Origin of the sequence: Dechloromonas agitata is5 (assembly GCF_000519045.1) — a bacterium.
Lineage (GTDB): Bacteria > Pseudomonadota > Gammaproteobacteria > Burkholderiales > Rhodocyclaceae > Azonexus > Azonexus agitatus.
Genome location: NZ_KI912532.1, coordinates 3,081,417 through 3,104,604 on the forward strand (window position 1 = coordinate 3,081,417; position 23,188 = coordinate 3,104,604).

Below are 23,188 nucleotides of genomic sequence, written 5' to 3' on the forward strand. Positions count from 1 at the left end.
ATGTGAAGAGGCAGCCTAAAAAAAACCATGCCCCGGGGTCATACTTGCGCACAGGTCACACTGGGGGTTTCCTTTTTATGCTATCGCCTTCCTCTTAGAGCCGCTAACAAAAAGAAGCCTTTCCCTCTGTTCACAGCGGCTGAATTTGGTTAACCTCTGCGCTGTTTTTTTGTGCAGAGGAAATGGATAAATCGATTCTCGATGACGAGTTGTGGGCGCTGATCGCCCCGCTCTTGCCGCCGCCCAAGCCGCGCCGAGCCAAGTATCCAGGACGCTTGCCACTGGATGATCGTGCGGTTCTGGCGGGGATTTTGTTTGTGCTCCAGAGCGGCATTCCCTGGGAAATGCTGCCCAAGGAACTGGGTTGTGGTTCTGGCATGAGTTGCTGGCGACGGCTTCGGGCCTGGCAGGAAGCCGGGGTCTGGGACCGCTTGCACGCTTTGCTGCTGGCACAACTGCGCCTTGCCGACCGGATTGACTGGTCGCGCTGCATTGTCGATTCCGCTTCCATTCGTGCCGTGGGCGCCGGTCAAAAACAGGACCGAATCCCACCGACCGCGCTCGTCCAGGCTCCAAGCACCATCTCATCACCGAAGCCCAGGGCATCCCGCTCGCGGTCATCCTGACCGGGGCCAATCGCAACGACGTAACCCAGTTGCTGCCGTTGGTGGCGGCCATTCCTCCCATCCGTGGTTTGCCGGGACGACCGTTAAGCAAACCCAGAATCATTCAGGCCGACCGTGGGTACGACCACGACAAGTATCGTCGCCCGCTTCATGCGCAAGGAATCCGTACCCTGATTGCACGGCGCAACACGCTGCACGGGAGCGGCCTGGGCAAAACCCGCTGGGTCGTCGAACGAACGATCAGTTGGCTGCACAACTTCCGGCGACTGCGCGTTCGATTCGAGCGCCTGGCCATCATCCACGAGGCCTTTATCAAGATCGCCTGCTGCCTCATTTGCTGGCGGCAGCTCAAGCGACCTTGATCATTTTGTTAGCGGTTCTTAATGGCAACGCTACTTTTCTTCGAGTGCGAATTCATTGATCTGGGCGCTTCCGCGTCGTTGATCTCAGTAGGCTTCATTACCCAGTCCAGTAATCAATTTTACGCTTAGCTCTCGGACTACGAAGAAAGCGCCTGCAACGATTTTGTGAAGGCAACGGTGCTAACCCTTGCTGCTCATGACTTCTCCTTTTGCCTAAGTCTAAGGCTTCGGAGCGTCTACTGGTTCGGGGGCGACTCAGATACCGCTCAGCAAGGTACTAACGGAACGGTGTTTTCGACTCCCCGCCCAAAAATCAGGCAGGTAGCCACTACTCACGTTACCCGGATATGACTTTTGGCTAGTTGTCGCGCAACCGCCGATCCCTGAGAATCACCGGCTTGATGATCATGGGGTACAAACGGCGTGGGACGCAGGCGAAAAGAGACTTTGCTGGACATAGCCCTCACCTCGACATGGCCAGTTGCCGCCAGTATTGCGGCGGGGATGCTGTTGTTTGGATTCGTCCTGATCCCGGCTTTTTTTGCACACAATCCGTATCTGAAAATGGCGGCTGCTGGATTGAAGCCCATCTTTGTCCTGCTGAGCTGTATTTTCGGGGTCATCGCATTATTCAAGTGGTTGGCAATGCAGAAGGCCGCCGCCAAAGCCCGTGGGCTGACCAACGTTCGACCTCTCGCACCACAGCGTCCAATACGTCGATCGTCACCAGTAACGGAGCCCACCAATGTGATGTGGCGTGAGCCTGTGATGAAGGAAAACGAGGTTCAGCCGGAATCAACAAGGGCTGAAGCTTGGTCCCTCGAATTGATCCAGGCCATCGAATGGAAACGATTCGAAGATGTCTGCCAGAAGTTCTACGAATTAAAGGGTATCCGGAGCGAATGTACGCCCCTGGGTCCGGATGGCGGCATCGATATTCGGCTCTTTCAGGACGATAACCAGCCACAGATTGCCACAGCCATTGTTCAGTGCAAAGCATGGGGTAACAGCTTCGTCGGCGTGAAACCGGTCCGCGAATTACTCGGCGTGATGGTGCATGAAAAAATCGGGAAAGCCTTCTTCATGACCTCCGGCAGCTATTCCGATGAAGCCAAAGGCTTTGCAGTCCCGAATCGGATCACCCTCATCGACGGGAAGATGCTGCTGGCAATGTTCAATCGTTTGCCGGATGTGCAGCGTTTGGCGTTACTGGACTTTGCCACGGCAGGCGACTACCACATCCCGACCTGCCCAAGCTGCGGCACCAAGATGCGACTGATTCCGGGAAAGGCCGGCCGGCGGGATTTCTGGGGTTGCGGGAGTTACCCGAAATGCCGCCAGAAACTGGGAGCCCGCCAGGGAGCGAACGCCGTGGTTGCCTACTACGAATGAAGGGGATGCTCTGCATCATTGGGCTTTGTCTCTCCCTCTCCGTACAGGCCGAAGAATTCATCGGACGGGTAGTCGGGATCACGGATGGCGATACGCTGACAGTACTGGATACCAGCCATCAGCAATACAAAATCCGACTGATGGGTATCGATGCCCCGGAGCGCAAGCAGCCCTTTGGGGAGCGTGCCGGGCAGAACCTGGCCCAGTTGGCCTTCGCCAAGGAAATCACTGTCCAATGGAGAAAAAAGCATCGGAAGCAGCCGATCGGGAAGGTGCTGGTCAATGGGGTTGATGTCAGCCTAGAACAAATCAAGGACGGCATGGCGTGGTGGTACGAGGCATATCGCAAGGATCAGACTGAGCGGGATGCCGCGCGAAGCTCGCCTTCTTTTACTTCTCCGTCGAGCCCCATGCGTTCGTCTCCTTTACCAATCCAGCGGCCCGGCGGATCGTCGCTATTGGCGTAGTAATCCTGGGTCGCCAGGCTTTCGTAGTAAGCCGCCATCGCGCCGGTCTTGATTCCCTTGCTACTCAAGCATCGCGCTTGTTTTCCATCATTTCGATGCTGGGTTATCAGCACAGGAGGAAATCGCTGGTTCGATTAAAATACGTTCAAATATTTCTTCGGCTTAAGGCATGCACAAACAGCAGGGCTTCACGCTCATCGAGCTGGCAATCGTGACAATCATCCTCGGGCTGATGATGACTATGCTCATCCCGGCTGCCTCTAGCCAGCTTGAGCAGCAGCGGCGCAGAGAAACGATCAACAAAATGGCGGTGATCGATCAGGCGATTGTCGCGTTTGTGATGACCAATCGGAGATTGCCCTGCCCGGCCGACGGTACTGTGCCCGCAGGTACTTTGGGGGCTGGTGTCGAGGTACGGGATGCCAGCGGAGACTGTGGAACGCAAACTAACGGTGTGCTGCCTTGGATCACGCTCGGCTTATCCGAAGCGGATGCAACGGATGGCTATTTCAACCGTTTCACGTATCGCGTGCCGCCCGATGGCGTTAACGGCCTGACTCGCAACGGTGCGATGGATGCCAGTGGCTGCGACCCGGCAGGCGGTGCAGCAGCAATAACAAGTCCATCTAACGCCAGAACATGTGCTCCGTGCACTTCTGCTAATCGTGCCGCCTGCACCAGCGCTCTTTTTATCGTCTCTGGCCGAGGCTTGAGAGTCGTTGATGACGGAGGAAATGCTGTCAATGACCCGGCGGTAACTAGCTCAACAGGAGCCGCTTACGTGTTGATTAGCCACATGGCTGAAGGCGGTGGCGGCTACACGTCCAGTGGCACAATTTCTGCCCCAACTATCGCAGCAGGAACGAACGAAGCGCTCAACGCCAACGGGCAAACCGTTCTTGCAGCGCCGGCATCATATTTCCACAGCAACATGATCTCAACAGGAGCCGGAGCAGGGGCGAATCACTTTGATGACCTCCTGAGCCATCCATCTATCTCACAATTGATGGCTAGGGCTCAGTTGGCGCCACGGACTCAGCCATAAAATGAACATGAACTTAAGAAAAAAGCTGCTTAGGGATGCGCTAATTCTTGCGCCGGCGGTCTACATGTTGGCGATCTGGGTCTATTTTTTATCGCCGCGGGCAAGCGCGGAATCTGCGCCAACGTTCCTTGGCTTGGCTGCTCTGTTGGCTTTCGGTGTCGCCTACTCGATTCGACTTTTTATCGACTCTGTTTTGTCGAATCAAAAGCCATGAATCAAGAAGAACAACAACGACTGCTCAACGAGAACTGGAAGAAATATCTGATCGCTGCTGACGAGGCGAAGAAGGAAGGAAAGCCGATCGGCACTTTCTCTTCGTGGCAGTTCGAAAACAAGCTGATCAGCTTTGATATTCCGCTCACAAAAGCTGAATATCTCGGACAGGGTATCTGACGGCAGGGATCTACAGCTCGCCTCCGCTACGAAGCCACCATTCAAGGGATGCCCCTGAAAGCTGCTGGATAGCCAATACGTGCTGATCGGCCAAAGCCGCCGTTACCTTTTCGTTGTGGAGCAGGCTGAAAACGGTCGCATACCCGTCGCTCAGATTTGATGAAAGTCCGAACTTGACTCGCCAGGCTTTCGCGCAAGCGCTAAATTTACTTTCATTTACAGCTCGCTCACAGTGCTTAACCTTCCTGGGAGAGAGTATTCGTCCTGTCGCTCGCCTCGTTCGGGGCAGCCCATCGGATTGAAAGGAAAACGACATGACGACAGTTCATCACCGCTGCATCAAGCGATTTCTGATGGCCGCCATCATAGCGCTGGCGATTCCGCTGAGTGTAGCGGCATTTCATGGCGAGCCGGGCGGCCACCCGGGCTGCGGGAATTTCGCCGGACATGGCGGCCCGGGTATGGGCTGCGGGATGATGCCGCCGCACCTGTGTGGCCTGAATCTGAGCGAAGCCCAGCGCGACAAGCTTTTCGAGATCATGCATGCCCGGGCGCCGGCGATGCGCGAAAAGGGCAAGGCAGTGTTCAAGGCGGAGGCTGAGCTGCGCGCGCTGACGGCGGCGGACGACTACAGTGAGGCCAAGGCGCGCGCCCTGGCCGATACGGCGGCGAAGGTGATGTCGGAAATGACGCTGGCGCGGGCCGGGGCCGAGCGCCAAGTGTATGAAATCCTGACGCCCGAGCAGCGCAAGCAACTGGCCGAAACGAGAGCTTCCGGCGGCCCGGGACGCGGCCGCGGCGACGGGCCGCGCGGCATGGGCGGCGAAGGACGCACGCCGCCGCCGGCGCGCTGATCCGCAGCGCTTATTTGGTTATCTCCCCCTTGCCGGAGCCGTGAATGCGGTTTCGGCTTTTTTTCATTGCGCCGCCTCAGCTATGATCGGCGTATTGAAGCGAACTGGTGAATGATGAGCGACCCTACCCCCGCCCGTATCCTGCTGGTCGACGACGATGTCGAACTGGCTGGCATGTTGCGCGACTACCTGGTGCGCGACGGCTTCGAGGTGCTGGCCGTGCCGGATGGGGAAAGTGGCGTCGCCGAGGCCTTGTCCGGGCGCTTTGCGCTGGTCGTGCTCGACGTGATGATGCCGGGCATCGGCGGCATCGAGGCCTTGCGCCGGATCCGCGCGGCGAGCACGGTACCGGTACTGATGCTGACGGCGCGCGGCGACGATCTCGACCGCATCGTCGGCCTCGAACTGGGCGCCGACGACTACGTGCCCAAGCCCTGCCTGCCGCGCGAACTGGCGGCCCGCCTGCGCGCCATCCTGCGCCGCAGCCAGCAGGCCGCCGAACCGGCCGCGCAGGCGCCGCTAGTGGTCGGCCCGCTGAAGCTGATGCCGGCGCAGCGGCGGGTGGAATGGGACGGCGCGCCGGTCGAGCTGACCAGCACCGAGTTCAACCTGCTGGAGGTTCTCGCGCGCAACGCCGGGCGCCCGGTCAGCAAGGCAGACCTCTCGGCGCAGGCGCTCGGCCGCCCGCTGGCGCGCTTCGACCGCAACATCGATGTCCATCTGTCGAGCATCCGCCACAAGCTGGGCCAGTTGCCCGATGGCCGCTCGTGCATCCAGACGGTTTACCGCCAGGGCTACCAGTTGATCCGGGAGTGACATGGGCCGCCTGTTCTGGAAATTCTTCCTGTTCATCTGGCTGGCGCAGCTCGTCGGCATCGTCGGCGTCGGCACCTATTTCTGGCTGGAAAGCCATCAGGCGGAGCCGCAGCGCGCCGAAGCGCCGCTGGTCGCGCAGCCATACGGCGGCGAACATCGGCCGCCGTCGATCCATCAGCGCGATCCGCGCCTGCCGATCGTGCCGCTGTTCAGCGCGCTGATCGTCAGCCTGATCAGCGCCCTGGTGCTGGCCTGGTACTTCGCCAAACCGATCCGCCAGTTGCGGCGTGCTTTCGACACCGCCGCCGGGGGCGACCTCGAGGTGCGCATCGGTGACGGCATGGGCGGCCGGCGCGATGAACTGGCCGATCTCGGCCGCGATTTCGATCACATGACCGAACGCCTGAGCCTTCTGGTCGACGGACAGAAACGGTTGCTGCACGACGTCTCGCACGAGATGCGCTCGCCGCTGGCCCGCCTGCAGGCGGCCATCGGCCTCGCCCGTCAGCAGCCCGAGCATTTCAACGAGACGCTGGCGCGCATCGAGCGCGAGGGCGAGCGCCTCGATGCGCTGATCGACGAGCTGCTGACGCTTTCCCGCCTGCAAGCCGGGGTCGCTGGCGAAGCGGAAGACGTCGACATGCAGGAACTGCTCGAAGGCATCGTCGAGGATGCCTGCTTCGAAGGCGCGGCAAGGCAGGTCGGCGTCGAATTGGCAGCGGCCGGATTACCTGCGGTGCGCGCCAACCCGGCGCTGCTGCACCGCGCCATCGAGAACGTCGTGCGCAACGCGCTGCATCACTCGCCGGCCGGCGGCACGGTGCGCGTGGCCGGCGAGATTAAAGGACACCGCCTGCGCCTGAGCATCGCCGATCAGGGGCCGGGCGTTCAGGCCGAGGCGCTGGATAAAATCTTCCAGCCTTTCTACCGGGGCGGCGGCAAGACATCCGGCGACGGCTACGGGCTGGGACTGGCGATCGCCGAACGGGTGATCGCTGCGGTCGACGGCCAAATCAGGGCAAAAAACGCGGCCGGCGGCGGTCTGGTCGTCGAGATCGACCTGGTTGCCTGAACCGGGTTTTTACCCGGATTAACATTTCCCGAACACCGTCTTACATGGCGCCAGCGGACAATGGCGCCATGACTTCAAGACATTCCGGCCGTGTGCTGCTGGCGGCCTTGGGCCTGGCGCTGACGCTGCTGGGCGGCTGTGCCGGCCTGCCGTCGGTGGGGCCGGACTACCAGACGCCCGAGACCCCGATGCCCGCCGCGTGGCAAGCGGGGAGAGCGGCCGCCGGCGAGCGCCAGGATCTCTCGCGCTGGTGGCGACAGCTCGACGACCCGACGCTGACCCGGCTGATCGACGAGTCGCTGAGCGGCAGCCTGGACCTCAAGAAAGCACAGGCGCGGTTGACGCAGGCGCGGGCCAGCCGAAACCAGGCGGCCGGCGGCTATTTCCCGACCGTCGCGGCATCGGCCGGCGCCAGCAGCAACCGCCAGGCCGAGGTCATCAACCCGAACTACGTCGGCACGACCTATAGCGCCGGTTTCGACGCCAGTTGGGAAATCGACCTGTTCGGCGGCACCCGGCGCAGTGTCGAGGCGGCGACCGCCGACCAGGCGGCCAGCGCGGCGAGTTTGAACAATGCCCGCGTCTCGCTGGTCGCCGAAGTGGCCCTGAATTACGTCGAGCTGCGCGGCTATCAGCGGCGCCTGTCGATTGCCGCCGAAAACCTGGCCAGCCAGGGCGAGACCTTGCAGATCGTCCAATGGCGCAACCAGGCCGGGCTGGCCAGCAGCGTCGACGTCGAGCAGGCGCGCGCCAATGTCGAGCAGACGCGGGCGATGATTCCCGACCTGGAAGTCGGCGCCTATCAGGCGGAAAACCGGCTGGCCGTGCTGCTCGGCCGCCACCCCGGCACGCTACATGACGCGTTGAGCACCTACAAGCCACTTCCCGAAGTGCCGGCCAGCATCGCCAGCGGCATCCCCGCCGACATCCTGCTCCAGCGCCCCGACCTGATCGCCGCCGAGCGCACGCTGGCAGCCGAAACGGCCCGCGTCGGCCAGAAGATGGCGGCGCGGTACCCGAGCCTGTCGCTCAGCGGCTCCTTCGGCTGGGAGGCGTTTTCCTTCGGCGCGCTGAGCGGCGCCGGCGCCGTGGCATCGGCGACGGCCGCCTCGCTGGCAGCAACCGTGTTCGACGGCGGCCGCCTGCGCAGCGCGGTCGACATCCAGAGCGCGGTACAGGAACAGGCATTGATCGCCTACGAAAGCGGCATCCTGACGGCGCTGGAGGAGGTCGAAAACGCCCTCAAGGCACACGCCGTTGCGCGCGATCGGCTGAATGCCCGGCAGGCGGCGGCGGACGCCGCGCGCAATGCCGCGCAACTGGGCGAGATGCAGTACGAATCCGGTCTTACCGACTTCCAGAAGGTGTTGGACACCCAGCGCACCCGCCTGACGGCGGAAGACAACCTGTCGACCGCGCAATCGGCGGTACTGACCAGCCTGATCAAACTCTACAAGGCGCTCGGCGGCGGCTGGGAACAGCCCGTCGCCGCCGAGGACAACGCACAAGGCAAGCCATCATGACCCAGAACCCGGACAACAATTCCAGCGAAGCCCTGCGCGGTCTGCTGAACACGGCCGTCAAGGACGGCGCTGGCAAGCGGCGCTGGCTGCTGCTCGTCGGCGCGCTCGCCGCGCTGCTCGTCGGCATTGCCCTTTTTTCCGGCGGCGGCAATGGCACGACGGGCGAATTCATCACCGAGGAAGCCGCGCCCGGCAACCTGCTGGTCACTGCCTCGGCCAGCGGCACCTTGCAACCGACCAAATCGGTCGACGTCGGCAGCGAGCTTTCCGGCACGCTGGCCACGGTGCTGGTGCAGGAAAACGACGTGGTCAGGAAAGGCCAGTTGCTCGCTGAACTGGATACGGCCAAGCTAAAGGATTCGGTGGACAAATCGCGGGCGGCGCTGGCAGCCGCCGAGGCGACGGTGATGCAGAAACAGGCCACGGTGGCCGAGGCGCGCGCCGCGCTGACCCGCATGCGCCGGGTGTCCGAACTGTCGGGCGGCAAGGTACCGGCCAAGACCGAGCTGGAAGCGCAGGAGGCGGCGCTGCAACGCGCCGTGGCCGACGAAGCGAGCGCCCGCGCCGACGTGACGCAGGCCAAGGCGACGCTGAAGACCGACGAAACCAATCTCGGCAAGGCGACCATCCGCTCGCCGGTGAATGGCGTGGTGCTGACGCGCAAGGTCGAGCCGGGGCAGACGGTGGCGGCGCAGATGACGACGCCGGTGCTGTTCGTGCTGGCCGAGGATTTGGCGAAGATGGAACTCCAGGTCAAGGTCGACGAAGCCGACGTGGCCAACGTCAAGAATGGCCAGAAAGCGACCTTTACCGTCTCGGCCTGGCCGGGCCGCAAGTTCCCGGCGACCATCCAGCGCGTCGGTCTCGGCTCGACAACGACCGACAATGTCGTCACCTATAAAACCATCCTGCAAGTCACCAACGACGACTTGGCCTTGCGCCCCGGCATGACGGCGACGGCCAGCATCGTGACCGCCGAGCGCTCGGATGTCCTGCTAGTGCCCAACGCCGCGCTGCGCTTCACGCCGCCGACAGCGGACGCAGCCCCCAAACGCAGTCTGGTTTCCCGGCTGATTCCCGGCCCCCCCTCGGACACCAAGAAACGCCCGGCCGCAACCGCACAAAAAACCGACGAGGCGCGCGTCTGGGTGCTGAGCGAGCAAAGCCCGCAAGCGGTTGCAGTCAAAACGGGCGTCAGCAACGGGCGCCAGACCGAGATTCTCGGCGGCGACCTGAAGGCCGGCATGGCGGTGATTACCGATTACCAGGAAGCGAAAAAGTGAGCTGTTGCGGTCGACCCCGAAAAAAGGGCAAAAATCAAAATGGCGGTCGCTGAATTGGGCGCGCCGCTGATCGAACTGCGCGCCATCACCAAAACCTATGGCGAAGGCCAGGCGGCGTTTCAGGCCTTGCGCGGCGTCGACCTGCAAATCGCGCAAGGTGAATTCGTCGCCGTGATGGGGCCGTCCGGCTCGGGCAAATCGACGGCGATGAACCTGCTCGGCTGCCTCGATACGCCGACCACCGGCGAGTACCTGTTTCGCGGCATCCACGTCGAACAACTCGACCGCAACCAGCGCGCCCTGCTGCGCCGCAATTGCCTGGGCTTCGTCTTTCAGGGCTTCAACCTGCTGGCGCGCACCTCGGCGCAGGAAAACGTCGAGCTGCCGCTGCTCTATCGCGGCGAGGCGGCCGACGTGCGCCACGCCCAGGCGCGGGCCGCGCTCGACAAGGTCGGGCTGGCCGGCTGGGAACACCACACGCCAGCCGAGCTGTCCGGCGGCCAGCAGCAGCGCGTCGCCATCGCCCGCGCCATCGTCACCAACCCGCTGGTGCTGCTGGCCGACGAGCCGACCGGCAACCTCGACAGCAAGCGCAGCCACGAAATCATGGAACTGCTGAGCCGGCTGAATGGCGAACAAGACATCACCGTCATCATGGTGACGCACGAGCCGGACATGGCGGCCTACGCGCGGCGCATCGTCCATTTTGTCGACGGGCTGGTCGCCAGCGACGAACGTCCGGGAGCCACCGAAGCATGCTGCTGAACGCCCTGCTGCTCGCCCTGCGCGAGATTCGCCGCAACCTGATGCGCTCTTTTTTGACGGTGCTCGGCATCGTCATCGGCGTCGCGGCGGTCATCACGATGGTCACGCTCGGCAACGGCGCCACGCAGATGGTCGCCAACCAGATCGCCAGCCTCGGCAGCAACCTGCTGATGGTGATGCCCGGCCAGCGGCTCGGGCCGGGGCGCGACAGTGCCGGGGCACCCAAATTCAAGAGCGCCGATGTCGAGGCGATCCAGCAACAGATCAACGGCCTCAAGGTGGTGGCGCCGGTGGTCGGCAGCTCGGTCACGCTGGTGGCCGGCACGCAGAACTGGTCGTCCACGGTCAACGGCACGACCAACGATTATCTGATCGCCGGCAACTGGAAGCTGGCCGCCGGCCGCCTGTTCAGCGACGACGAGGAACGCGCCGGCAAGGCCGTGTGCATCATCGGCAACACGGTGAAGCGCGAGCTGTTCGGCAACCAGAGCCCGCTCGGCAATAGCATCCGCGTGAAGACCTTCGACTGCGAGGTGATCGGCCTGCTCGCCGCCAAGGGCCAGGGCGGCATGGGGCAGGATCAGGACGACACGGCGCTGATGCCCCTGCGCACCGTGCAGCGCCGGCTGACCGGCACGCTCGACATCGGCATGATTATGGTCTCGCTCAAGGATACGACCGACTCTGCCGGAGTGATGACGCAACTGCGCAGCCTGCTGCGCGAACGGCGCAAGTTGGCCGACAACGTCGACGACAACTTCAACGTGATGGACACCAAACAGATCGCCGAAACGCTGTCCGGCACCATCGGCACCATGACCGCGCTGCTCGGCGCGGTGGCGGCGGTCAGCCTGCTGGTCGGCGGCATCGGCATCATGAACATCATGCTGGTATCGGTGACCGAACGCACGCGTGAAATCGGCATCCGGCTGGCCATCGGCGCGCTGGAAAACGAGGTATTGCTCCAGTTCCTGATCGAGGCCGTCGTGCTCTCCGCCTTCGGCGGGCTGGTCGGCGTCGCGCTCGCTTTCGTCGCCTGCCTTGGCCTGTCGAGCCTGATGCACATGCCTTTCCTGTTCAACCCCGGCATCAATCTCACTGCCTTCGGCTTCTCGGCAGCCATCGGTGTCCTGTTCGGCTATGTGCCGGCACGACGCGCCGCGCAACTCGACCCGATTGCCGCATTGCGCCATGAATGATCGGCAACAAGTCATCTCAGAAAAGGCGGACACCACACATCCGCTCTGCGCAGGAAGCAGAAGTCAGATCAGTTTTACTGCGGATATCAGCTGATCAGGAGGTTGTGCAGTGACGAGAGGCTGCCGCGCGCGCCCGCTCAAGGTTGGACGGCCGGTAGGCAAAACATTGCTGCCTGATCGCAACCGATGATGCAACGGCCGTTAAGGCCGACTTCCGGTCCTCGGCCTGAACTGCCGTTGGCCTGACGCACTCGGTCAGGCGGCAAAGCGCCGGTTACCTGTCGTTCAGCCGAAACTTTCGCTAAATGGCAGATTTCCGATGCACAACAGCGGTCTACATTCGGGAAGCACCAAGCGACTAACTACCGATCACACCCCCCGCACCAAACTCATCACCTGCCCCATATCCAGTGACTGCGCCTTATGTTCCATTTGCGGGAGGTACTGCTGCTGCAACTGCTTGGCAGGAGTCAGCAGGCTCTGGAAAGTTTCCTGTAACAACGCGGTGCTCATGGTCCGACCACCGGCGTAATACCGCTTCGCTACCTGTCCGAGCGCATAGGTGGTGGCGAACGAGAAGGCCATGCCGGTGGCAGCGCGACCGATCTTCCCAAAGGTCTTTCCTGCCGCCTTGCCCAGCAAGCCGCCCAACAGCTTTCGGCCGAACTGCTCCAGATACTGCGAGGTCAGACCGACTCCCGCGGCGGCGATGAACTCCTTGATATGCCCTTGATCCAGTTCGACTCCATGAGCCTTACCGATGCCATACACCATGCGGATTTGGAGCGGAATGATCGCCATCGATGCCCAGGACTGGGGTAACAGTTCGAGTGCTCCGTTAAGCAAGGCGCTGTTGAGGATTGTCTTGTCCAGTTCAGTATCCAGGGGGCCAACTTGTTCCAACTGCTTCACAGGCAAATCGGCGGCGGAAACAACCGGATCGATCGCCTGTTCGATTGCACTGGATTGTCCAGCGTCGAGATTCAGGGAACGCTTGAGTTCGTCAAGGAAGGTGCGTTCGGCCGGACTCATGCGCCCGTCAGCCTCGCAGATACAAACTGCCATTTCGTAGGCGAACAGGCGCTGCCCGATATCGGAAAGTGTGCCTGCCGCCGTGTCCAGCGGCAGGCGTTTGAGCAGGACGTCTTGATACAGGCGGGCCATATCGAGGCCAGGGGTGCCTTCGGATAGTGATTCTGCAATGCGTTTTACCTCCTCGCGTTCATGGTCGTCCTTAACGCCATCGGCAAAGGCGGCATGCAGGCACAGGGCGAGGATGGAACGTTGTTCTTCGAGTGTCATGTGATTATCCTGGGGAAGTTCAGAAGCGGGGGCGGTCACCAGCGAGGGCAGGCTTACCTGGCCCGATCAAGTGCCTGATCATCCATTGAACATGGATCATCTATCGGCTCCAGATGGGAAGTGATGTGGCAGTTGGGGATCGCTGTCCTCAGGTCACGCTCAATTCGCTCAACCCAGTCATGGGCCTCCTGAACTGACCATTTTCCCGGCACTAGCGCATGGAAACTGATGAACGACCGTCGCCCAGCCTGTCGTGTCCGCAAGGCGTGGTAGGCGATGCCCTGTTCGATGTAGCGATCGAAGACTTCGGTAATGAGGCGCTTTTGCTCTGGCGGCAAAGCAGTGTCCATAAGCCCGGAAGCTGAGCGATGCATCAACTGCCATCCCGTCCAGACAATGTTCGCGGCAACGAGCACTGCAATCGTCGGATCCAGCCAGTTCCAGCCTGACATCGCCACAAGTCCCACCCCAAGGATGACACCAACGGAGGTCCAGACATCCGTCATCAGATGGTGGGCATCAGCTTCGAGCGTAATGGACTGATGCTCGCGGCCTGCCTTCAATAGCAAGCGTGCCACAAGCAGGTTTATGACTGAGGCCGCCACTGAAACAACCAATCCAATGCCGACAGCCTCGATCGGCTGGGGATTTATGAATCGTTCGATTGCCGTATAACCAATGCTGACGGCTGCCAGGATTATCAGGAAACCCTCGAAGGCGCTGGAGAAATGCTCGGCCTTACCGTGTCCGTGTGGGTGATCCTCGTCGGCAGGTTGTTCCGCCAGCCAGAGCATCCACAGCGCCATGAGTGCGCCCGCGAGATTGACAAAAGACTCGATGGCATCCGAGAGTAAGCCGACCGATCCGGTTAAATGCCATGCCACCCCCTTGAGCAGGATGGTCGCAATTGCTGCACCAATGGAAATCCACGCATAACGTTGCAGGCTGGGTACGGCCGTGTCAGTCATCATCATGCTTTTTGCCGCGCTTCCCTTTTCCCTCACGCTCCCTTCCTGGCATTCGAATATCGTGTTCGTCGGCATTCTTGTGGCACTCGACACAGTTGTCAAAGTCACGGATTCCTTCCTCGATATGCTCGCGACGGATTTTCTGCTGTGAGTGCTCATGGCAGCCGTAGCACGTATAGCGGCTGTAGTCGTTACGGACATGGCAGGTCGCGCATTTAACGTTGTGGTCGCGATCCAGTTCGAAATACTTCGCGTGATCGAAGGTGGCGGGGGTCCATTTGTCCTGGCTATGGCACTGACTGCAATTGCCGGTGATCTGCTGGTGGAGGCTGTCCTTGGGTGACTTATGGCAACCCTGACATTCGTTGCGCGTCGCCTTCTCCAGCAAGCGGTGGTTGAACTGCCCGGTCGGGCGGAAGCGCTTCACCCCGGCATGATCGCTATGGCAGGCGATGCAGTCCGAGCGGATGAGTTTTTGGTGGAACGGTGTCGAAGTCAGAGGCTTCTGGACTGGCAGACCTGTCGTGGTGAGTTTGCCGATTTCCTCCGGCTTGTGACAGCTGACGCACCGTTCCGATTCGGCACCGGTGAAGGTAGCGTGACAGGCAAAGCAGTCCGACTCCAGTTTTGCATGACCTGGAATTAACTTGCCGGGGCCAACCATCAGGTGGGGATAAACGAAAGCCAGAATGGCCAACACAATCAGGTTGGCGGCAAGGATCCACTTCAGCGTGCGGTTCATGCCCAGCCCCAGAACAAAAAGATGCTGATGATGTGGCCCAGTGCCAGGACCGCGAAGACGATGAAGACCGGGATATGGACTTTGCGCCACTTCGTCATGGCATCCAGGGTGACCGCATCCCAGAACACCGCGCGCTCAATATCCTCTTTGGACATCCCTCGCAGTTGGTAGTGGTCACGCTGTCCCAGGACATGCTCGCGCGAACGGCCGAGAAGTAGTTTGCCCACCATACCGCTGATGACATTCACGCCCATCGCCACTGTAGCCAGCCAGGGCAGGATGGCATTAAAATGAATACCGGCATGCAGCAAGACCATCAGGGAACCCAGCCATGTACCGACTTCGTGCATGCTGAGCCAGGATTTCATATTGCCCGAGGTGATCATCTTGCGCTTGCGCAACGAATAGATCAGGGAACCGATGATAAGCAAGGTGCCCGGAATGCCCAGGTAGCGCCCGATCCAGACCAGATTGAAGCGGTGCAGCAGATAGTCGCCCACCAGGGTTGCTACACCGAGCAGGCCGACCAGCAACGTGAAGGGAAGGATATGATTGCGCCAGAGGTTGTTGGTCATCTAGGCCTCCAGAGTCACGCTGGTTTTCGGGGTGCAACTGCAGAGCAGGCAACTACCTGGTTCGGGATCAAAGTCTGGCGCATGACCGTAAGCCACTTCGCCTGCTTTGATCGTGGTTTGGCAACATCCGCAACTTCCCGCCCGGCAACTGGACTCAACTTTTACCCCATTGGCCTCGGCGAAATCCAGCAAACTCCCCATACCCGGCTGCCAGGGAATCTGTTTTCCCGACTTGGCAAAGTTGACGACGATGTCGCTTTGTATTGCCGCCACAGGTTCAACGGCTTTCGGGTTTGCCGAGCGCTTGATCGATGCCGGACCAAAGGCTTCGTAGTGGATACGACTCTCTGGCACGCCCCAGCCTTCCAGGCCCAGAACGAGGCTTTCCATCATCGGTGTCGGTCCGCAGATGTAGAAATGGTAGGGTTTGAGGGGGAGTTCCGTCCTGAATAGCGCGATATCCACGCGCCCTTGGTGGTGATAGTCGCGTCCAAGCTGATCACCCGGCAAGGGATCACTGAAACACAGCCGCAGATGGAAGTTCGGGTAGGTCGCGGCAAGCGCTTCGAGATGGGATCTCTTGATGGGTTCGCTGCTGTTGCGAACGCCGTAATAGAGCCAGACTTCCCGGCCAGGCTGCTCGGCCATGCACCAGTTGAGCATGGAAAGCACAGGGGTAATCCCGATACCGCCGCCAATCAACACGACTGGTGCGTCACTGGAGTCGATATGGAAGTGACCACCAGGCGCGCGGACTTGCAGTTGGCCACCAACCTGAATGTGGTCATGAAAGAAATTCGACGAGCGGCCCGGTGCATAAGCGCTGCCGGCAGGTGCAGGTACGCGCTTGATGGAGATGCGGTAATACCCCGCGTGGGGTGCATCGGACAAGGAGTAGCAGCGAGTAATCTGCTCTGTCTTGCCGTCGGGCGCGGGTACGTCAATACGGAATGTTAGGAATTGACCTGGCTTGAATGCCGGAAGCGGCTGCTTGTCTTCCGGTACCAGGTAAAACGAGCAAATGGATTGGGCACCGTCCTCAATTTCCTTGCGATCAACCCGAAAATTCCTGAAACCACTCCACGCCGCTACAGATGCCGGCTCGGATGCTGAAGGCAAAGTCTCTTTAACGGGAACGGGCATTCCCCCGCCGGACCCCACGTCTGTGCGCAGCGTCTGATACTCACTCCAATGCCTCCAGAAGCTGATACCCAGCCACAGCGCGATTTGCAGCGTAATCCCCAATACGATCCAGAGTAGCAAGGAGACCGAGGTCATTTCAGGTGGCATCATGATTCTGGCAGTCTTTCACGTTCAGCTTAAGGAACCCTTAATCAACATCCGTTTCCTAGCTCGCTTAGCGAGCATCATGAACGAGGCGGATGTGTTTTGTCACTGACTTGAAGTCTGTATAGGTATTCCCCTCATTGACGAATCCTGGTTTGAAATATACAAACCAAGCAAAACTCGGATCATGCGTAAATGAATCCGCTGTCCAGTATGCATCTGCCGGTGTTTCAGGGAAGAAGCGGGTATCAATCGCTGATTGGTTGATATTGCGATTCCCCTGAGCCTGTATTTGTGCGACGGAACTACTGTCCTTGATCAGGATTGTCAGCAATTCGTTGTGGGTTGGTAGTCGCCAGCCTGATGAAAAAGCACAACGTGATTCTTGGTTCGCGGCTTTGGAGTATTCACCCTGCGCATAATTCCAGGATCCCTTGCCGCTTTCTATCGACCACACCAGGTTCGTCTTGTTGTCGCGCGTACACGACCAGTCGCTCGGCTGGTTTCCAGGCTTGGGTTGCGCGGGGCAATTGCCTTGGCCAACCACATTGCCGCTCATGCAAACCGGCACATACCGACTCTCCTCAGCCTGTGCAGAAAGCGCCGCCAACAATATGGGGATCAGGAAAATATTTCGCATCGCTATAGCTCCAAGAAAAAATCTGAAAGATAGCCACTCATGATTAAGAAATGCTTATGGAAACACTGAATAAGTCCTACGAGCCGGCCGCAAACCCGCATGACTACGTAGGTGTCTTCTCAAAATTGACACTTGTTCAGCGTTTCCTTAACCGGGTATGGTCAGGCACCCCATTATTAGTTGGTATCACTTTCTCAATCGTCGTCGTGCTCGCGCCCTTTCGAGCGACGATCACGTCGATCGTCCTTGGGTAGGGGCTTGTCGCCCCAGGCCGCACGATACGCCTCGGCAGAAGTGAAACGGCATTTCTTGTTTTCACCCACCTTGCCCAGCAGGATAGTATTGGGTTTGGCCGGAATCCCCGTATGCGCCCGAATCTGCTCCCTGATTTGATCACAGGATTCCGCTTGGACCTCAGGGGTGGCGGCATGTACGGTCGTCATGGACAAGGCAAGCAGGATGATCGAGATGGTTTTCATGATTTCATTTCCTTTGGTTAGATCGGTAGGTGTTTCAACGCATTTCAAAAGCTTCTTGGTGGAATCTGAACCGGCCTTGTCCGATACGCCCAAGTTCATGCTTGAGCTTTTCTGCCAAGCCTTGCGGCCCGCAGAACCAGATTTCGGACCGGCTTGAGCGAGTCTGCGCAGCGGCCACATCGGCAGCACTCAATGTTTCGCCCTGTTGGGCGCCATGAATGTGCAGACGGATGCCAGGCAACGTGGCGCAGCTTGCCTGGATGCGGGCGACAAAGGGATCATTGGTTCGATCACGAGTGCAGTAGTGGAGATCCGCAGAAACCTGGCCCGGCGTCTGTTGCAACGAATCCAGCCAGGCCAGGAAGGGCGTCACTCCGATCCCGCCGGCAATCCAGATTTGTTGAGCACTCGCATCCTGCCGGGCCATATCGAAGCGACCATAAGGCCCCTCAACCTTGACGGCATGACCGACTTCCAGTCGCTTGCCCAGGGTGCGGGTGTAATCACCGAGTGCCTTGATCTGGAAACTGATGCTTCGATCACCCCGATCCGCACTGGCGATCGTGAATGGATGCGCGCCTTCCTTTTCGTCGAAGGTAATGAACGCAAACTGACCGGGGCGATGGCCTCGCCAGTTGTTGTCGAGCTGGCAAGTGACGGTAAGCACATCCGGGACAGGTTGCTCGATGGCCGTCACGGTCCCGCTGGCGCGGCGTGCGCGCCCGATGCGACCGGCCAGCGAGTACAGGGCGCCATAGATTCCGGCAGCGCCGAGCAACGCGATGAGAATGCCAACTGGCTGGGTCCAGTAATCAGTCGGGGCGAGCATAGCCGCATGCAGCGCCAGCATCAGATAAAGCACCGGCATTGCCTGGTGCACTACTCGCCAGGTTTTATATGGAAACCGCTTCCATAGGGTGATGACCAGCATCGCCAGCAGAAGATAGAACGCCCACTCCCCCATGTCCTTCGCCAGGTCGCGCATCACTTCCTGGAAGCCGGTGAATTGCTCCTTGGGTATGCGGCCTTCGCGTCCGACCATCGCTTTGAGAATGTCTCCGACGACTTCCTCGACCAGCCAATGTACTACGGCGAAGCTCACCGCGAGAATGCCGGCCCATTTATGGGTCCGATAGACTCGATCCATACCTCCCAGCGGTGTTTCGAGCCAGGCGGGACGTGTGGACAAAAACATCGCCAGCGACATCAAAGCGATCGATAGCAGGCCACTCAGATAGAGCGCTTCCTGCCGGATTACCCATGGCAGAGTGCCGCCACTACTGCCACCGGTGACCAGTACATCGAATCCCCAGGCGACGGCAACGATGGCGAGTAGCGAACCGAGCAAGATTTTCATGTCAGGACTCCTGATGGATTATTTTCCAGCGGCGGGTTGAAGGTTGCCCTGTTGGGGTAAGTCATCTCGGCAGCGTCGTTCGTTGCAGTCAGCAGAATTGCGCTGATTGTTTTTTTGCATAGCCACCATCGTATTTGTCACGTTTGATGTCACGCTGCCGCTGATCGATGACCTCGCCCGTTTGGGGATGCACATACAGTTTGATCCGCCGGCCCGCCTGGTCGGTAGCCTTGACCTCATAGCTGCCGCTTTCACGTTCGATCTTCTCGATATTTCGATAGCCGGCGGATTCCAGTCTGGCGTGCACTTCGGGAATCGATAACCATCTCGCCTTGTCGGTATTGGCAGAGCGGACATCCTGAGCATGACTCGACATGGAGAAGAAAACAGTGGCAAGCAATGCAGTGATGGTTAATGGTTGCATGGTGAAATCCTCCTGCTCAGGAAAGTGTCTGAAATGGTCATTCTTCGTAATAGCCTTGCTCTGCTGCGGTGTGGCAGGCGATACAGTTCGCTTTGGTGCGCACTTCCTTGTGGCGCCACTCCCAATCAGGAACTTTGCGATGTTCGCTCACCCATTTGGGCAATTCCGTGATGCGCTGTGGGGTGGCCCCTGAGGCAACGCCCTTGAGCAATTTGCTGCTGTAGCGCTGGCCACCTGCATCACCTGCATTGGCAACGAGATAGCTCGTAATCTTCTCGGCGGTGGCCGGATCGAGGCTGGCGTTGTCGCCGAAATGCTTGTCCAGTTCGCCCATCATGCGTTGCCAGGATCGCGCCGGGAGCATCGATGGGGCAAAGGCCAGGTGGCAACTACCGCACTCCTCCTTGACGACCGGGTCGGTAACAGGCGCGAAGAAATGACGGTCACCGGCCTGGGCACGGGCTAATACAAGGGCAGAAAAAGCCAAGGTCACGAGGCCAATGGCAAGCGGGCGGTAGGGAATGCGCACGGGAGTCTCCTTTGAATGGGATTACTGACCGATCACGAAGGTGAGCCAGTCACCTTTTTCCTGCGGGGTACATTCGCGCCCTAATACTTCGGTGCAATTGCGCTTGAACCATTTTTCAACTTTGGCCGGATCGGTATAACGCGTTGGCGCCACCGACACAGCAACCGGTTCGATGGTCTTGCCGGTCAGCGCCCGACCCGCACCCCGGGTGTCCTTGCCGTGACAGGTGGTACAAGACGGCGTATCAGGTTTTCCGCCGGAAAAGCTCTGCGTATGCAAGGCCTGGCCGCGTGCCGCCGAAAAACCGCTTGCCTTGGCGGCTGCCGCATACTGGGCCAGCAGGTCTTCGCGAGGACCGGCAATGGTGGCGGTGCTGAGTATCATGGCAACAATTCCTGAGGTGACGACCAACATGTTCTTCATGCGTTTCTCCTGGCGGTTATCGGACTGTGGAGCGCACTTTGCGCCACCCTGTCTGAATGAATGCTGAATCGCTTGTTCATCCTGCGTTCATGTTCAAAGCGCTAAAAGATCAGCCTGGAAAACTGTGGAGTTAAATATGTCGTCGAGAATCACCACCCAATGGCGTCCTACACTGACAAGCGTCATCATGTTGATGATGCTGGCGATGTTGGGCACGGAAGTCAGTTACGCAGCAGATCACGCTGACCATGACCGTGCCCGTCAAGCCGTTGAGGCTGGAGATGTTCTGCCTTTGCGGACGATTCTTGATCGGCTCGAACACGAGTATCCCGGCCAGGTCATGGAGGTTGAACTTGACCGCGAAAAGGGCGAGTGGGTTTATGAAGTCAAGTTATTGCGCAAAGGAGGTGTCTTGATGAAGCTGAAGATTCTCGCTCGCGACGGCACCATCCTTGGCTCTAAGGAAAAGCCGGGCAAACCGCATAAACCAAACGACCGGGGAGAGCCCCGCTGATGCGCATTCTGGTTGTCGAAGACGAACCAACGCTGGCCACACAACTTGTTGAAGGCATTCAGTCGGCCGGCTATGTCGTCGATGTGGCGCATAACGGGGTCGATGGCCACTTCATGGGGGAGACCGAACCTTACGACGCCATCGTGCTCGACATTGGCCTGCCGCAGATGGATGGCATCACGGTTCTGAAGAAATGGCGTGCGGCAGGGCGTACCTTGCCGGTCCTGATCCTGACGGCACGAGACACCTGGCGGGAAAAAGTGGCCGGCATCGATGCCGGTGCGGATGACTATCTAACCAAGCCCTTTCACATGGAAGAACTGCTGGCCAGGCTTCGCGCCCTGATTCGCCGTGCCGGCGGACATGCTAGTACCGAGTTGGTTTGCGGTCCGCTGACCCTGGATACCCGCAGCAGCCGTGCCAGCGTGGATGGAACTGCCCTGACGCTGACGAGCCATGAATACCGGGTTCTCGCTTACCTGATGCACCATCCGGGTGAAATCGTCTCCCGTGCGGAACTGACCGAACATATTTACGCGCAGGATTTCGATCGTGATTCGAATACGGTCGAGGTATTCATCGCGCGCTTGCGCAAGAAATTACCGCCGGGCCTGATCGAAACCGTGCGCGGATTGGGCTACCGGCTCAACAAAGCACAATGAACTTTGCCTTCTTACGCAACTCCCTGCGTATACGTCTCTTGGCGGGCACGCTCGTCTGGATCGTCATTTCGATTCTGGTTGCGGGCTGGGGGCTTGGCCAACTCTTTCATCAGCATGTCGAAGCCCAGTTCGATGTGGAACTGAAGAATCATCTGGATCAGCTAACAGCCCAACTAATTCTCGATGAGCAGAATCTGGCCCAGGTTCGATTGCTTCCGAGTGACCCGCGCCTTAACAAGCCCCTGTCCGGCCTGTATTGGCAGATCGATCGCATCTCCGCTGCGGATGAGCAACCCGACAAGGCTGTTTTGCGTTCCCGCTCACTGTGGGATGAAACATTGACTGTCCCGGCCGATACCCCGGCGGACGGAGAGATTCATCAGCATCGGATTGAAGGCCCCCAAGGAGTTGCTCTAAGAGTGGTGGAACGTACCGTCACCATTGACACTCACTCCCTGAGGTTGATGGTTGCGGCCAATGAAAGTCTGATGACAGAGCCTATCGAGGACTTCAAAGGCCATCTTTGGATGGCGCTGGGCATACTTGGAATGGGATTGACGCTCGCCGCTTTGATGCAGGTATTCGTCGGGCTTGCTCCACTACGTAACATGCAAAACGCCCTAGGGCGTGTCCGGCACGGAGATGCCCGAAACATGGAAGGCACCTTCCCGAACGAGATCATGCCGCTGGTGAATGAGTTCAACACGGTGCTGGCGCAAAACGCTGAAGTGGTCGAGCGTGCCCGAACGCAAGCCGGCAACCTTGCCCATGCGCTTAAAACGCCGCTGAGCGTCCTCGCCAATGCCGCCAATGCTCCCGAGAAGCGAGATGACGACTTGGCACGTCTGGTCGCATCGCAAGTCGATACCGTGCGCAAACAGGTCGATTACCACCTGAGTCGGGCACAAGCTGCCGCATCTGTACAGGTTCCGGGCATGCGCACCGCCGTTGAACCTGTCATCCGGGGACTGGTACGGGTCATGCAACGTGTTTATGCAGACCGTAATCTCGAATTTGCAGTTGTTTCTGCCGATGTAACCCTGGTATTTCGCGGCGAAGAGCAGGATTTGCAGGAAATGTTGGGAAATCTGATCGACAATGCCTCCAAGTGGGCCAACTCCCGGATAGAGATTCAGGCTCGGGCCGAACAGGAGCGGCTCACGATCAGCGTCGACGACGATGGCAAGGGCATCGTCCCCGACAAGCGCGACACCGTGCTCCAACGCGGAGTTCGCGTCGACCAGCAGGTGTCTGGTAGCGGGCTGGGCCTGGCCATCGTCGACGACTTGGCGCGCATGTATGGCGGGCAATTGACACTGGCAGACTCCCCTCTGGGGGGGCTACGGGCCAGTCTGAGTTTGCCCGGAGCGGACTGACGCACCCCGCATGCACGCCGACGCGGAACATTTTCCGACGTGATTCGTTTCACTCAGGAGCAGTCGAAAGCGAAAAGGATGACAGCGGGGATCGACGATGGAGAAGATGTACA

26 protein-coding genes and 1 pseudogene are annotated in these 23,188 nt (G+C 59.6%); 15 read left to right on the forward strand and 12 right to left on the reverse strand.

Going from position 1 to position 23,188, the window contains the following annotated elements:
* Positions 1–182 precede the first annotated feature (182 nt).
* The 3 genes and pseudogenes from K420_RS20240 to K420_RS21205 form a co-directional block, all read left to right on the forward strand.
* A protein-coding gene (locus tag K420_RS20240; protein ID WP_088177849.1) for an IS5 family transposase occupies positions 183–988 on the forward strand; the annotation gives its coding sequence in 2 pieces (ribosomal slippage) (positions 183–531 and positions 531–988; 807 coding nt in all).
* A gap of 447 nt (positions 989–1,435) precedes the next feature.
* Entirely contained in the window at positions 1,436–2,380 is a 945-nt protein-coding gene (locus K420_RS19850; RefSeq protein WP_232422795.1) for a restriction endonuclease, read from the forward strand.
* A gap of 140 nt (positions 2,381–2,520) precedes the next feature.
* Positions 2,521–2,736 (forward strand): annotated as a pseudogene (locus tag K420_RS21205) (thermonuclease family protein); the annotation flags it as partial.
* On the opposite strand, the gene K420_RS21210 reads toward K420_RS21205, so the two are convergent.
* Positions 2,733–2,885, reverse strand: a complete 153-nt coding sequence (locus tag K420_RS21210) for a relaxase domain-containing protein (RefSeq protein WP_408605888.1) — start codon at positions 2,883–2,885, stop codon at positions 2,733–2,735. The pseudogene K420_RS21205 and the gene K420_RS21210 sit on opposite strands and share 4 nt — an antisense overlap.
* Positions 2,886–3,016: 131 nt before the next feature.
* Between K420_RS21210 and K420_RS19855 the strand changes: the two genes are divergently transcribed.
* The 9 genes from K420_RS19855 to K420_RS0115130 all read left to right on the forward strand — a co-directional run bounded on the left by K420_RS19855 (position 3,017) and on the right by K420_RS0115130 (position 11,797).
* A complete protein-coding gene (locus K420_RS19855) occupies positions 3,017–3,892 on the forward strand; it encodes a type II secretion system protein (protein ID WP_051453171.1) in 876 nt (291 codons plus the stop codon).
* A 210-nt stretch (positions 3,893–4,102) separates the two neighbouring features.
* Entirely contained in the window at positions 4,103–4,285 is a 183-nt protein-coding gene (locus K420_RS0115095) for a hypothetical protein (protein ID WP_027458790.1), read from the forward strand.
* A gap of 314 nt (positions 4,286–4,599) precedes the next feature.
* The gene (locus K420_RS19200) at positions 4,600–5,139 is read left to right on the forward strand and encodes a Spy/CpxP family protein refolding chaperone (protein WP_084019681.1); all 540 of its coding nucleotides are present in this window, start codon (positions 4,600–4,602) and stop codon (positions 5,137–5,139) included.
* Positions 5,140–5,253: 114 nt separating this feature from the next.
* Positions 5,254–5,955 (forward strand): response regulator transcription factor, encoded by a 702-nt coding sequence (locus K420_RS0115105; RefSeq protein WP_035856062.1) that lies wholly within the window; start codon positions 5,254–5,256, stop codon positions 5,953–5,955.
* A gap of 1 nt (position 5,956) precedes the next feature.
* Positions 5,957–7,027, forward strand: coding sequence for an ATP-binding protein (locus tag K420_RS0115110; RefSeq protein WP_027458792.1), 1,071 nt, complete (start codon positions 5,957–5,959; stop codon positions 7,025–7,027).
* A 68-nt stretch (positions 7,028–7,095) separates the two neighbouring features.
* Positions 7,096–8,550: an efflux transporter outer membrane subunit gene (locus K420_RS0115115; RefSeq protein WP_027458793.1), complete on the forward strand. Its 1,455-nt coding sequence runs from the start codon at positions 7,096–7,098 to the stop codon at positions 8,548–8,550.
* A complete protein-coding gene (locus K420_RS0115120; protein WP_027458794.1) occupies positions 8,547–9,833 on the forward strand; it encodes an efflux RND transporter periplasmic adaptor subunit in 1,287 nt (428 codons plus the stop codon). Before K420_RS0115115 ends, K420_RS0115120 begins: the two co-directional genes overlap by 4 nt.
* 39 nt (positions 9,834–9,872) lie before the next feature.
* Entirely contained in the window at positions 9,873–10,598 is a 726-nt protein-coding gene (locus tag K420_RS0115125) for an ABC transporter ATP-binding protein (RefSeq protein ID WP_027458795.1), read from the forward strand.
* Positions 10,589–11,797 carry an ABC transporter permease gene (locus K420_RS0115130; RefSeq protein WP_027458796.1) on the forward strand — a complete coding sequence of 403 codons (1,209 nt, stop codon included), beginning with the start codon at positions 10,589–10,591 and terminating at the stop codon, positions 11,795–11,797. Before K420_RS0115125 ends, K420_RS0115130 begins: the two co-directional genes overlap by 10 nt.
* A gap of 369 nt (positions 11,798–12,166) precedes the next feature.
* Here K420_RS0115130 and K420_RS0115135 read toward each other — a convergent pair whose 3' ends face one another.
* The 11 genes from K420_RS0115135 to K420_RS0115185 form a co-directional block, all read right to left on the reverse strand.
* Entirely contained in the window at positions 12,167–13,099 is a 933-nt protein-coding gene (locus K420_RS0115135; RefSeq protein WP_027458797.1) for a YcjF family protein, read from the reverse strand.
* A 53-nt stretch (positions 13,100–13,152) separates the two neighbouring features.
* Complete coding sequence (locus K420_RS0115140; protein WP_332308173.1) at positions 13,153–14,073, reverse strand: cation diffusion facilitator family transporter; 921 nt, start codon at positions 14,071–14,073, stop codon at positions 13,153–13,155.
* On the reverse strand, positions 14,060–14,809 hold the full coding sequence (locus K420_RS0115145) for a cytochrome c3 family protein (protein ID WP_027458799.1): 750 nt from the start codon (positions 14,807–14,809) through the stop codon (positions 14,060–14,062). The genes K420_RS0115140 and K420_RS0115145 overlap by 14 nt, the downstream gene beginning before the upstream one ends.
* Entirely contained in the window at positions 14,806–15,384 is a 579-nt protein-coding gene (locus tag K420_RS0115150) for a hypothetical protein (protein ID WP_027458800.1), read from the reverse strand. The genes K420_RS0115145 and K420_RS0115150 overlap by 4 nt, the downstream gene beginning before the upstream one ends.
* Positions 15,385–16,662 (reverse strand): 2Fe-2S iron-sulfur cluster-binding protein, encoded by a 1,278-nt coding sequence (locus K420_RS0115155; RefSeq protein WP_027458801.1) that lies wholly within the window; start codon positions 16,660–16,662, stop codon positions 15,385–15,387.
* Positions 16,663–16,741: 79 nt separating this feature from the next.
* Entirely contained in the window at positions 16,742–17,311 is a 570-nt protein-coding gene (locus K420_RS20245; RefSeq protein ID WP_084019682.1) for an Lcl C-terminal domain-containing protein, read from the reverse strand.
* 194 nt (positions 17,312–17,505) lie between these two features.
* On the reverse strand, positions 17,506–17,790 hold the full coding sequence (locus tag K420_RS0115165) for a hypothetical protein (RefSeq protein WP_027458802.1): 285 nt from the start codon (positions 17,788–17,790) through the stop codon (positions 17,506–17,508).
* Between the two features lie 34 nt (positions 17,791–17,824).
* Entirely contained in the window at positions 17,825–19,147 is a 1,323-nt protein-coding gene (locus K420_RS0115170) for a ferredoxin reductase family protein (protein ID WP_027458803.1), read from the reverse strand.
* Positions 19,148–19,235: 88 nt separating this feature from the next.
* Positions 19,236–19,571: a PepSY domain-containing protein gene (locus K420_RS19205; RefSeq protein WP_084019683.1), complete on the reverse strand. Its 336-nt coding sequence runs from the start codon at positions 19,569–19,571 to the stop codon at positions 19,236–19,238.
* A 37-nt stretch (positions 19,572–19,608) separates the two neighbouring features.
* Positions 19,609–20,100 (reverse strand): diheme cytochrome c, encoded by a 492-nt coding sequence (locus K420_RS0115180; protein WP_027458804.1) that lies wholly within the window; start codon positions 20,098–20,100, stop codon positions 19,609–19,611.
* A gap of 21 nt (positions 20,101–20,121) precedes the next feature.
* Positions 20,122–20,523: a DUF1924 domain-containing protein gene (locus K420_RS0115185; RefSeq protein ID WP_051453176.1), complete on the reverse strand. Its 402-nt coding sequence runs from the start codon at positions 20,521–20,523 to the stop codon at positions 20,122–20,124.
* A 187-nt stretch (positions 20,524–20,710) separates the two neighbouring features.
* On the opposite strand from K420_RS0115185, the gene K420_RS19210 reads away from it, so the two are divergent.
* Genes K420_RS19210 through K420_RS0115200 form a run of 3 tightly spaced genes read left to right on the forward strand, consistent with a single transcriptional unit; the run spans position 20,711 to position 23,075 of the window.
* The gene (locus K420_RS19210; RefSeq protein WP_051453177.1) at positions 20,711–21,037 is read left to right on the forward strand and encodes a PepSY domain-containing protein; all 327 of its coding nucleotides are present in this window, start codon (positions 20,711–20,713) and stop codon (positions 21,035–21,037) included.
* A complete protein-coding gene (locus tag K420_RS0115195; RefSeq protein ID WP_027458806.1) occupies positions 21,037–21,699 on the forward strand; it encodes a response regulator transcription factor in 663 nt (220 codons plus the stop codon). The genes K420_RS19210 and K420_RS0115195 overlap by 1 nt, the downstream gene beginning before the upstream one ends.
* The gene (locus K420_RS0115200) at positions 21,696–23,075 is read left to right on the forward strand and encodes a sensor histidine kinase (RefSeq protein WP_027458807.1); all 1,380 of its coding nucleotides are present in this window, start codon (positions 21,696–21,698) and stop codon (positions 23,073–23,075) included. Before K420_RS0115195 ends, K420_RS0115200 begins: the two co-directional genes overlap by 4 nt.
* The last annotated feature ends 113 nt before the right edge of the window (positions 23,076–23,188 follow it).

What these genes read in the sequence shown, in the direction of transcription:
- K420_RS21210 (WP_408605888.1), bottom strand. Translation starts at nt 2,885, where the DNA reads ATGGCGGCTTACTACGAAAGCCTGGCGACCCAGGATTACTACGCCAAT.
- K420_RS19855 (WP_051453171.1), top strand. Translation starts at nt 3,017, where the DNA reads ATGCACAAACAGCAGGGCTTCACGCTCATCGAGCTGGCAATCGTGACA.
- K420_RS0115095 (WP_027458790.1), top strand. Translation starts at nt 4,103, where the DNA reads ATGAATCAAGAAGAACAACAACGACTGCTCAACGAGAACTGGAAGAAA.
- K420_RS19200 (WP_084019681.1), top strand. Translation starts at nt 4,600, where the DNA reads ATGACGACAGTTCATCACCGCTGCATCAAGCGATTTCTGATGGCCGCC.
- K420_RS0115105 (WP_035856062.1), top strand. Translation starts at nt 5,254, where the DNA reads ATGAGCGACCCTACCCCCGCCCGTATCCTGCTGGTCGACGACGATGTC.
- K420_RS0115110 (WP_027458792.1), top strand. Translation starts at nt 5,957, where the DNA reads ATGGGCCGCCTGTTCTGGAAATTCTTCCTGTTCATCTGGCTGGCGCAG.
- K420_RS0115115 (WP_027458793.1), top strand. Translation starts at nt 7,096, where the DNA reads ATGACTTCAAGACATTCCGGCCGTGTGCTGCTGGCGGCCTTGGGCCTG.
- K420_RS0115120 (WP_027458794.1), top strand. Translation starts at nt 8,547, where the DNA reads ATGACCCAGAACCCGGACAACAATTCCAGCGAAGCCCTGCGCGGTCTG.
- K420_RS0115125 (WP_027458795.1), top strand. Translation starts at nt 9,873, where the DNA reads ATGGCGGTCGCTGAATTGGGCGCGCCGCTGATCGAACTGCGCGCCATC.
- K420_RS0115130 (WP_027458796.1), top strand. Translation starts at nt 10,589, where the DNA reads ATGCTGCTGAACGCCCTGCTGCTCGCCCTGCGCGAGATTCGCCGCAAC.
- K420_RS0115135 (WP_027458797.1), bottom strand. Translation starts at nt 13,099, where the DNA reads ATGACACTCGAAGAACAACGTTCCATCCTCGCCCTGTGCCTGCATGCC.
- K420_RS0115140 (WP_332308173.1), bottom strand. Translation starts at nt 14,073, where the DNA reads ATGATGATGACTGACACGGCCGTACCCAGCCTGCAACGTTATGCGTGG.
- K420_RS0115145 (WP_027458799.1), bottom strand. Translation starts at nt 14,809, where the DNA reads ATGAACCGCACGCTGAAGTGGATCCTTGCCGCCAACCTGATTGTGTTG.
- K420_RS0115150 (WP_027458800.1), bottom strand. Translation starts at nt 15,384, where the DNA reads ATGACCAACAACCTCTGGCGCAATCATATCCTTCCCTTCACGTTGCTG.
- K420_RS0115155 (WP_027458801.1), bottom strand. Translation starts at nt 16,662, where the DNA reads ATGACCTCGGTCTCCTTGCTACTCTGGATCGTATTGGGGATTACGCTG.
- K420_RS20245 (WP_084019682.1), bottom strand. Translation starts at nt 17,311, where the DNA reads ATGCGAAATATTTTCCTGATCCCCATATTGTTGGCGGCGCTTTCTGCA.
- K420_RS0115165 (WP_027458802.1), bottom strand. Translation starts at nt 17,790, where the DNA reads ATGAAAACCATCTCGATCATCCTGCTTGCCTTGTCCATGACGACCGTA.
- K420_RS0115170 (WP_027458803.1), bottom strand. Translation starts at nt 19,147, where the DNA reads ATGAAAATCTTGCTCGGTTCGCTACTCGCCATCGTTGCCGTCGCCTGG.
- K420_RS19205 (WP_084019683.1), bottom strand. Translation starts at nt 19,571, where the DNA reads ATGCAACCATTAACCATCACTGCATTGCTTGCCACTGTTTTCTTCTCC.
- K420_RS0115185 (WP_051453176.1), bottom strand. Translation starts at nt 20,523, where the DNA reads ATGAAGAACATGTTGGTCGTCACCTCAGGAATTGTTGCCATGATACTC.
- K420_RS19210 (WP_051453177.1), top strand. Translation starts at nt 20,711, where the DNA reads ATGTTGATGATGCTGGCGATGTTGGGCACGGAAGTCAGTTACGCAGCA.
- K420_RS0115195 (WP_027458806.1), top strand. Translation starts at nt 21,037, where the DNA reads ATGCGCATTCTGGTTGTCGAAGACGAACCAACGCTGGCCACACAACTT.
- K420_RS0115200 (WP_027458807.1), top strand. Translation starts at nt 21,696, where the DNA reads ATGAACTTTGCCTTCTTACGCAACTCCCTGCGTATACGTCTCTTGGCG.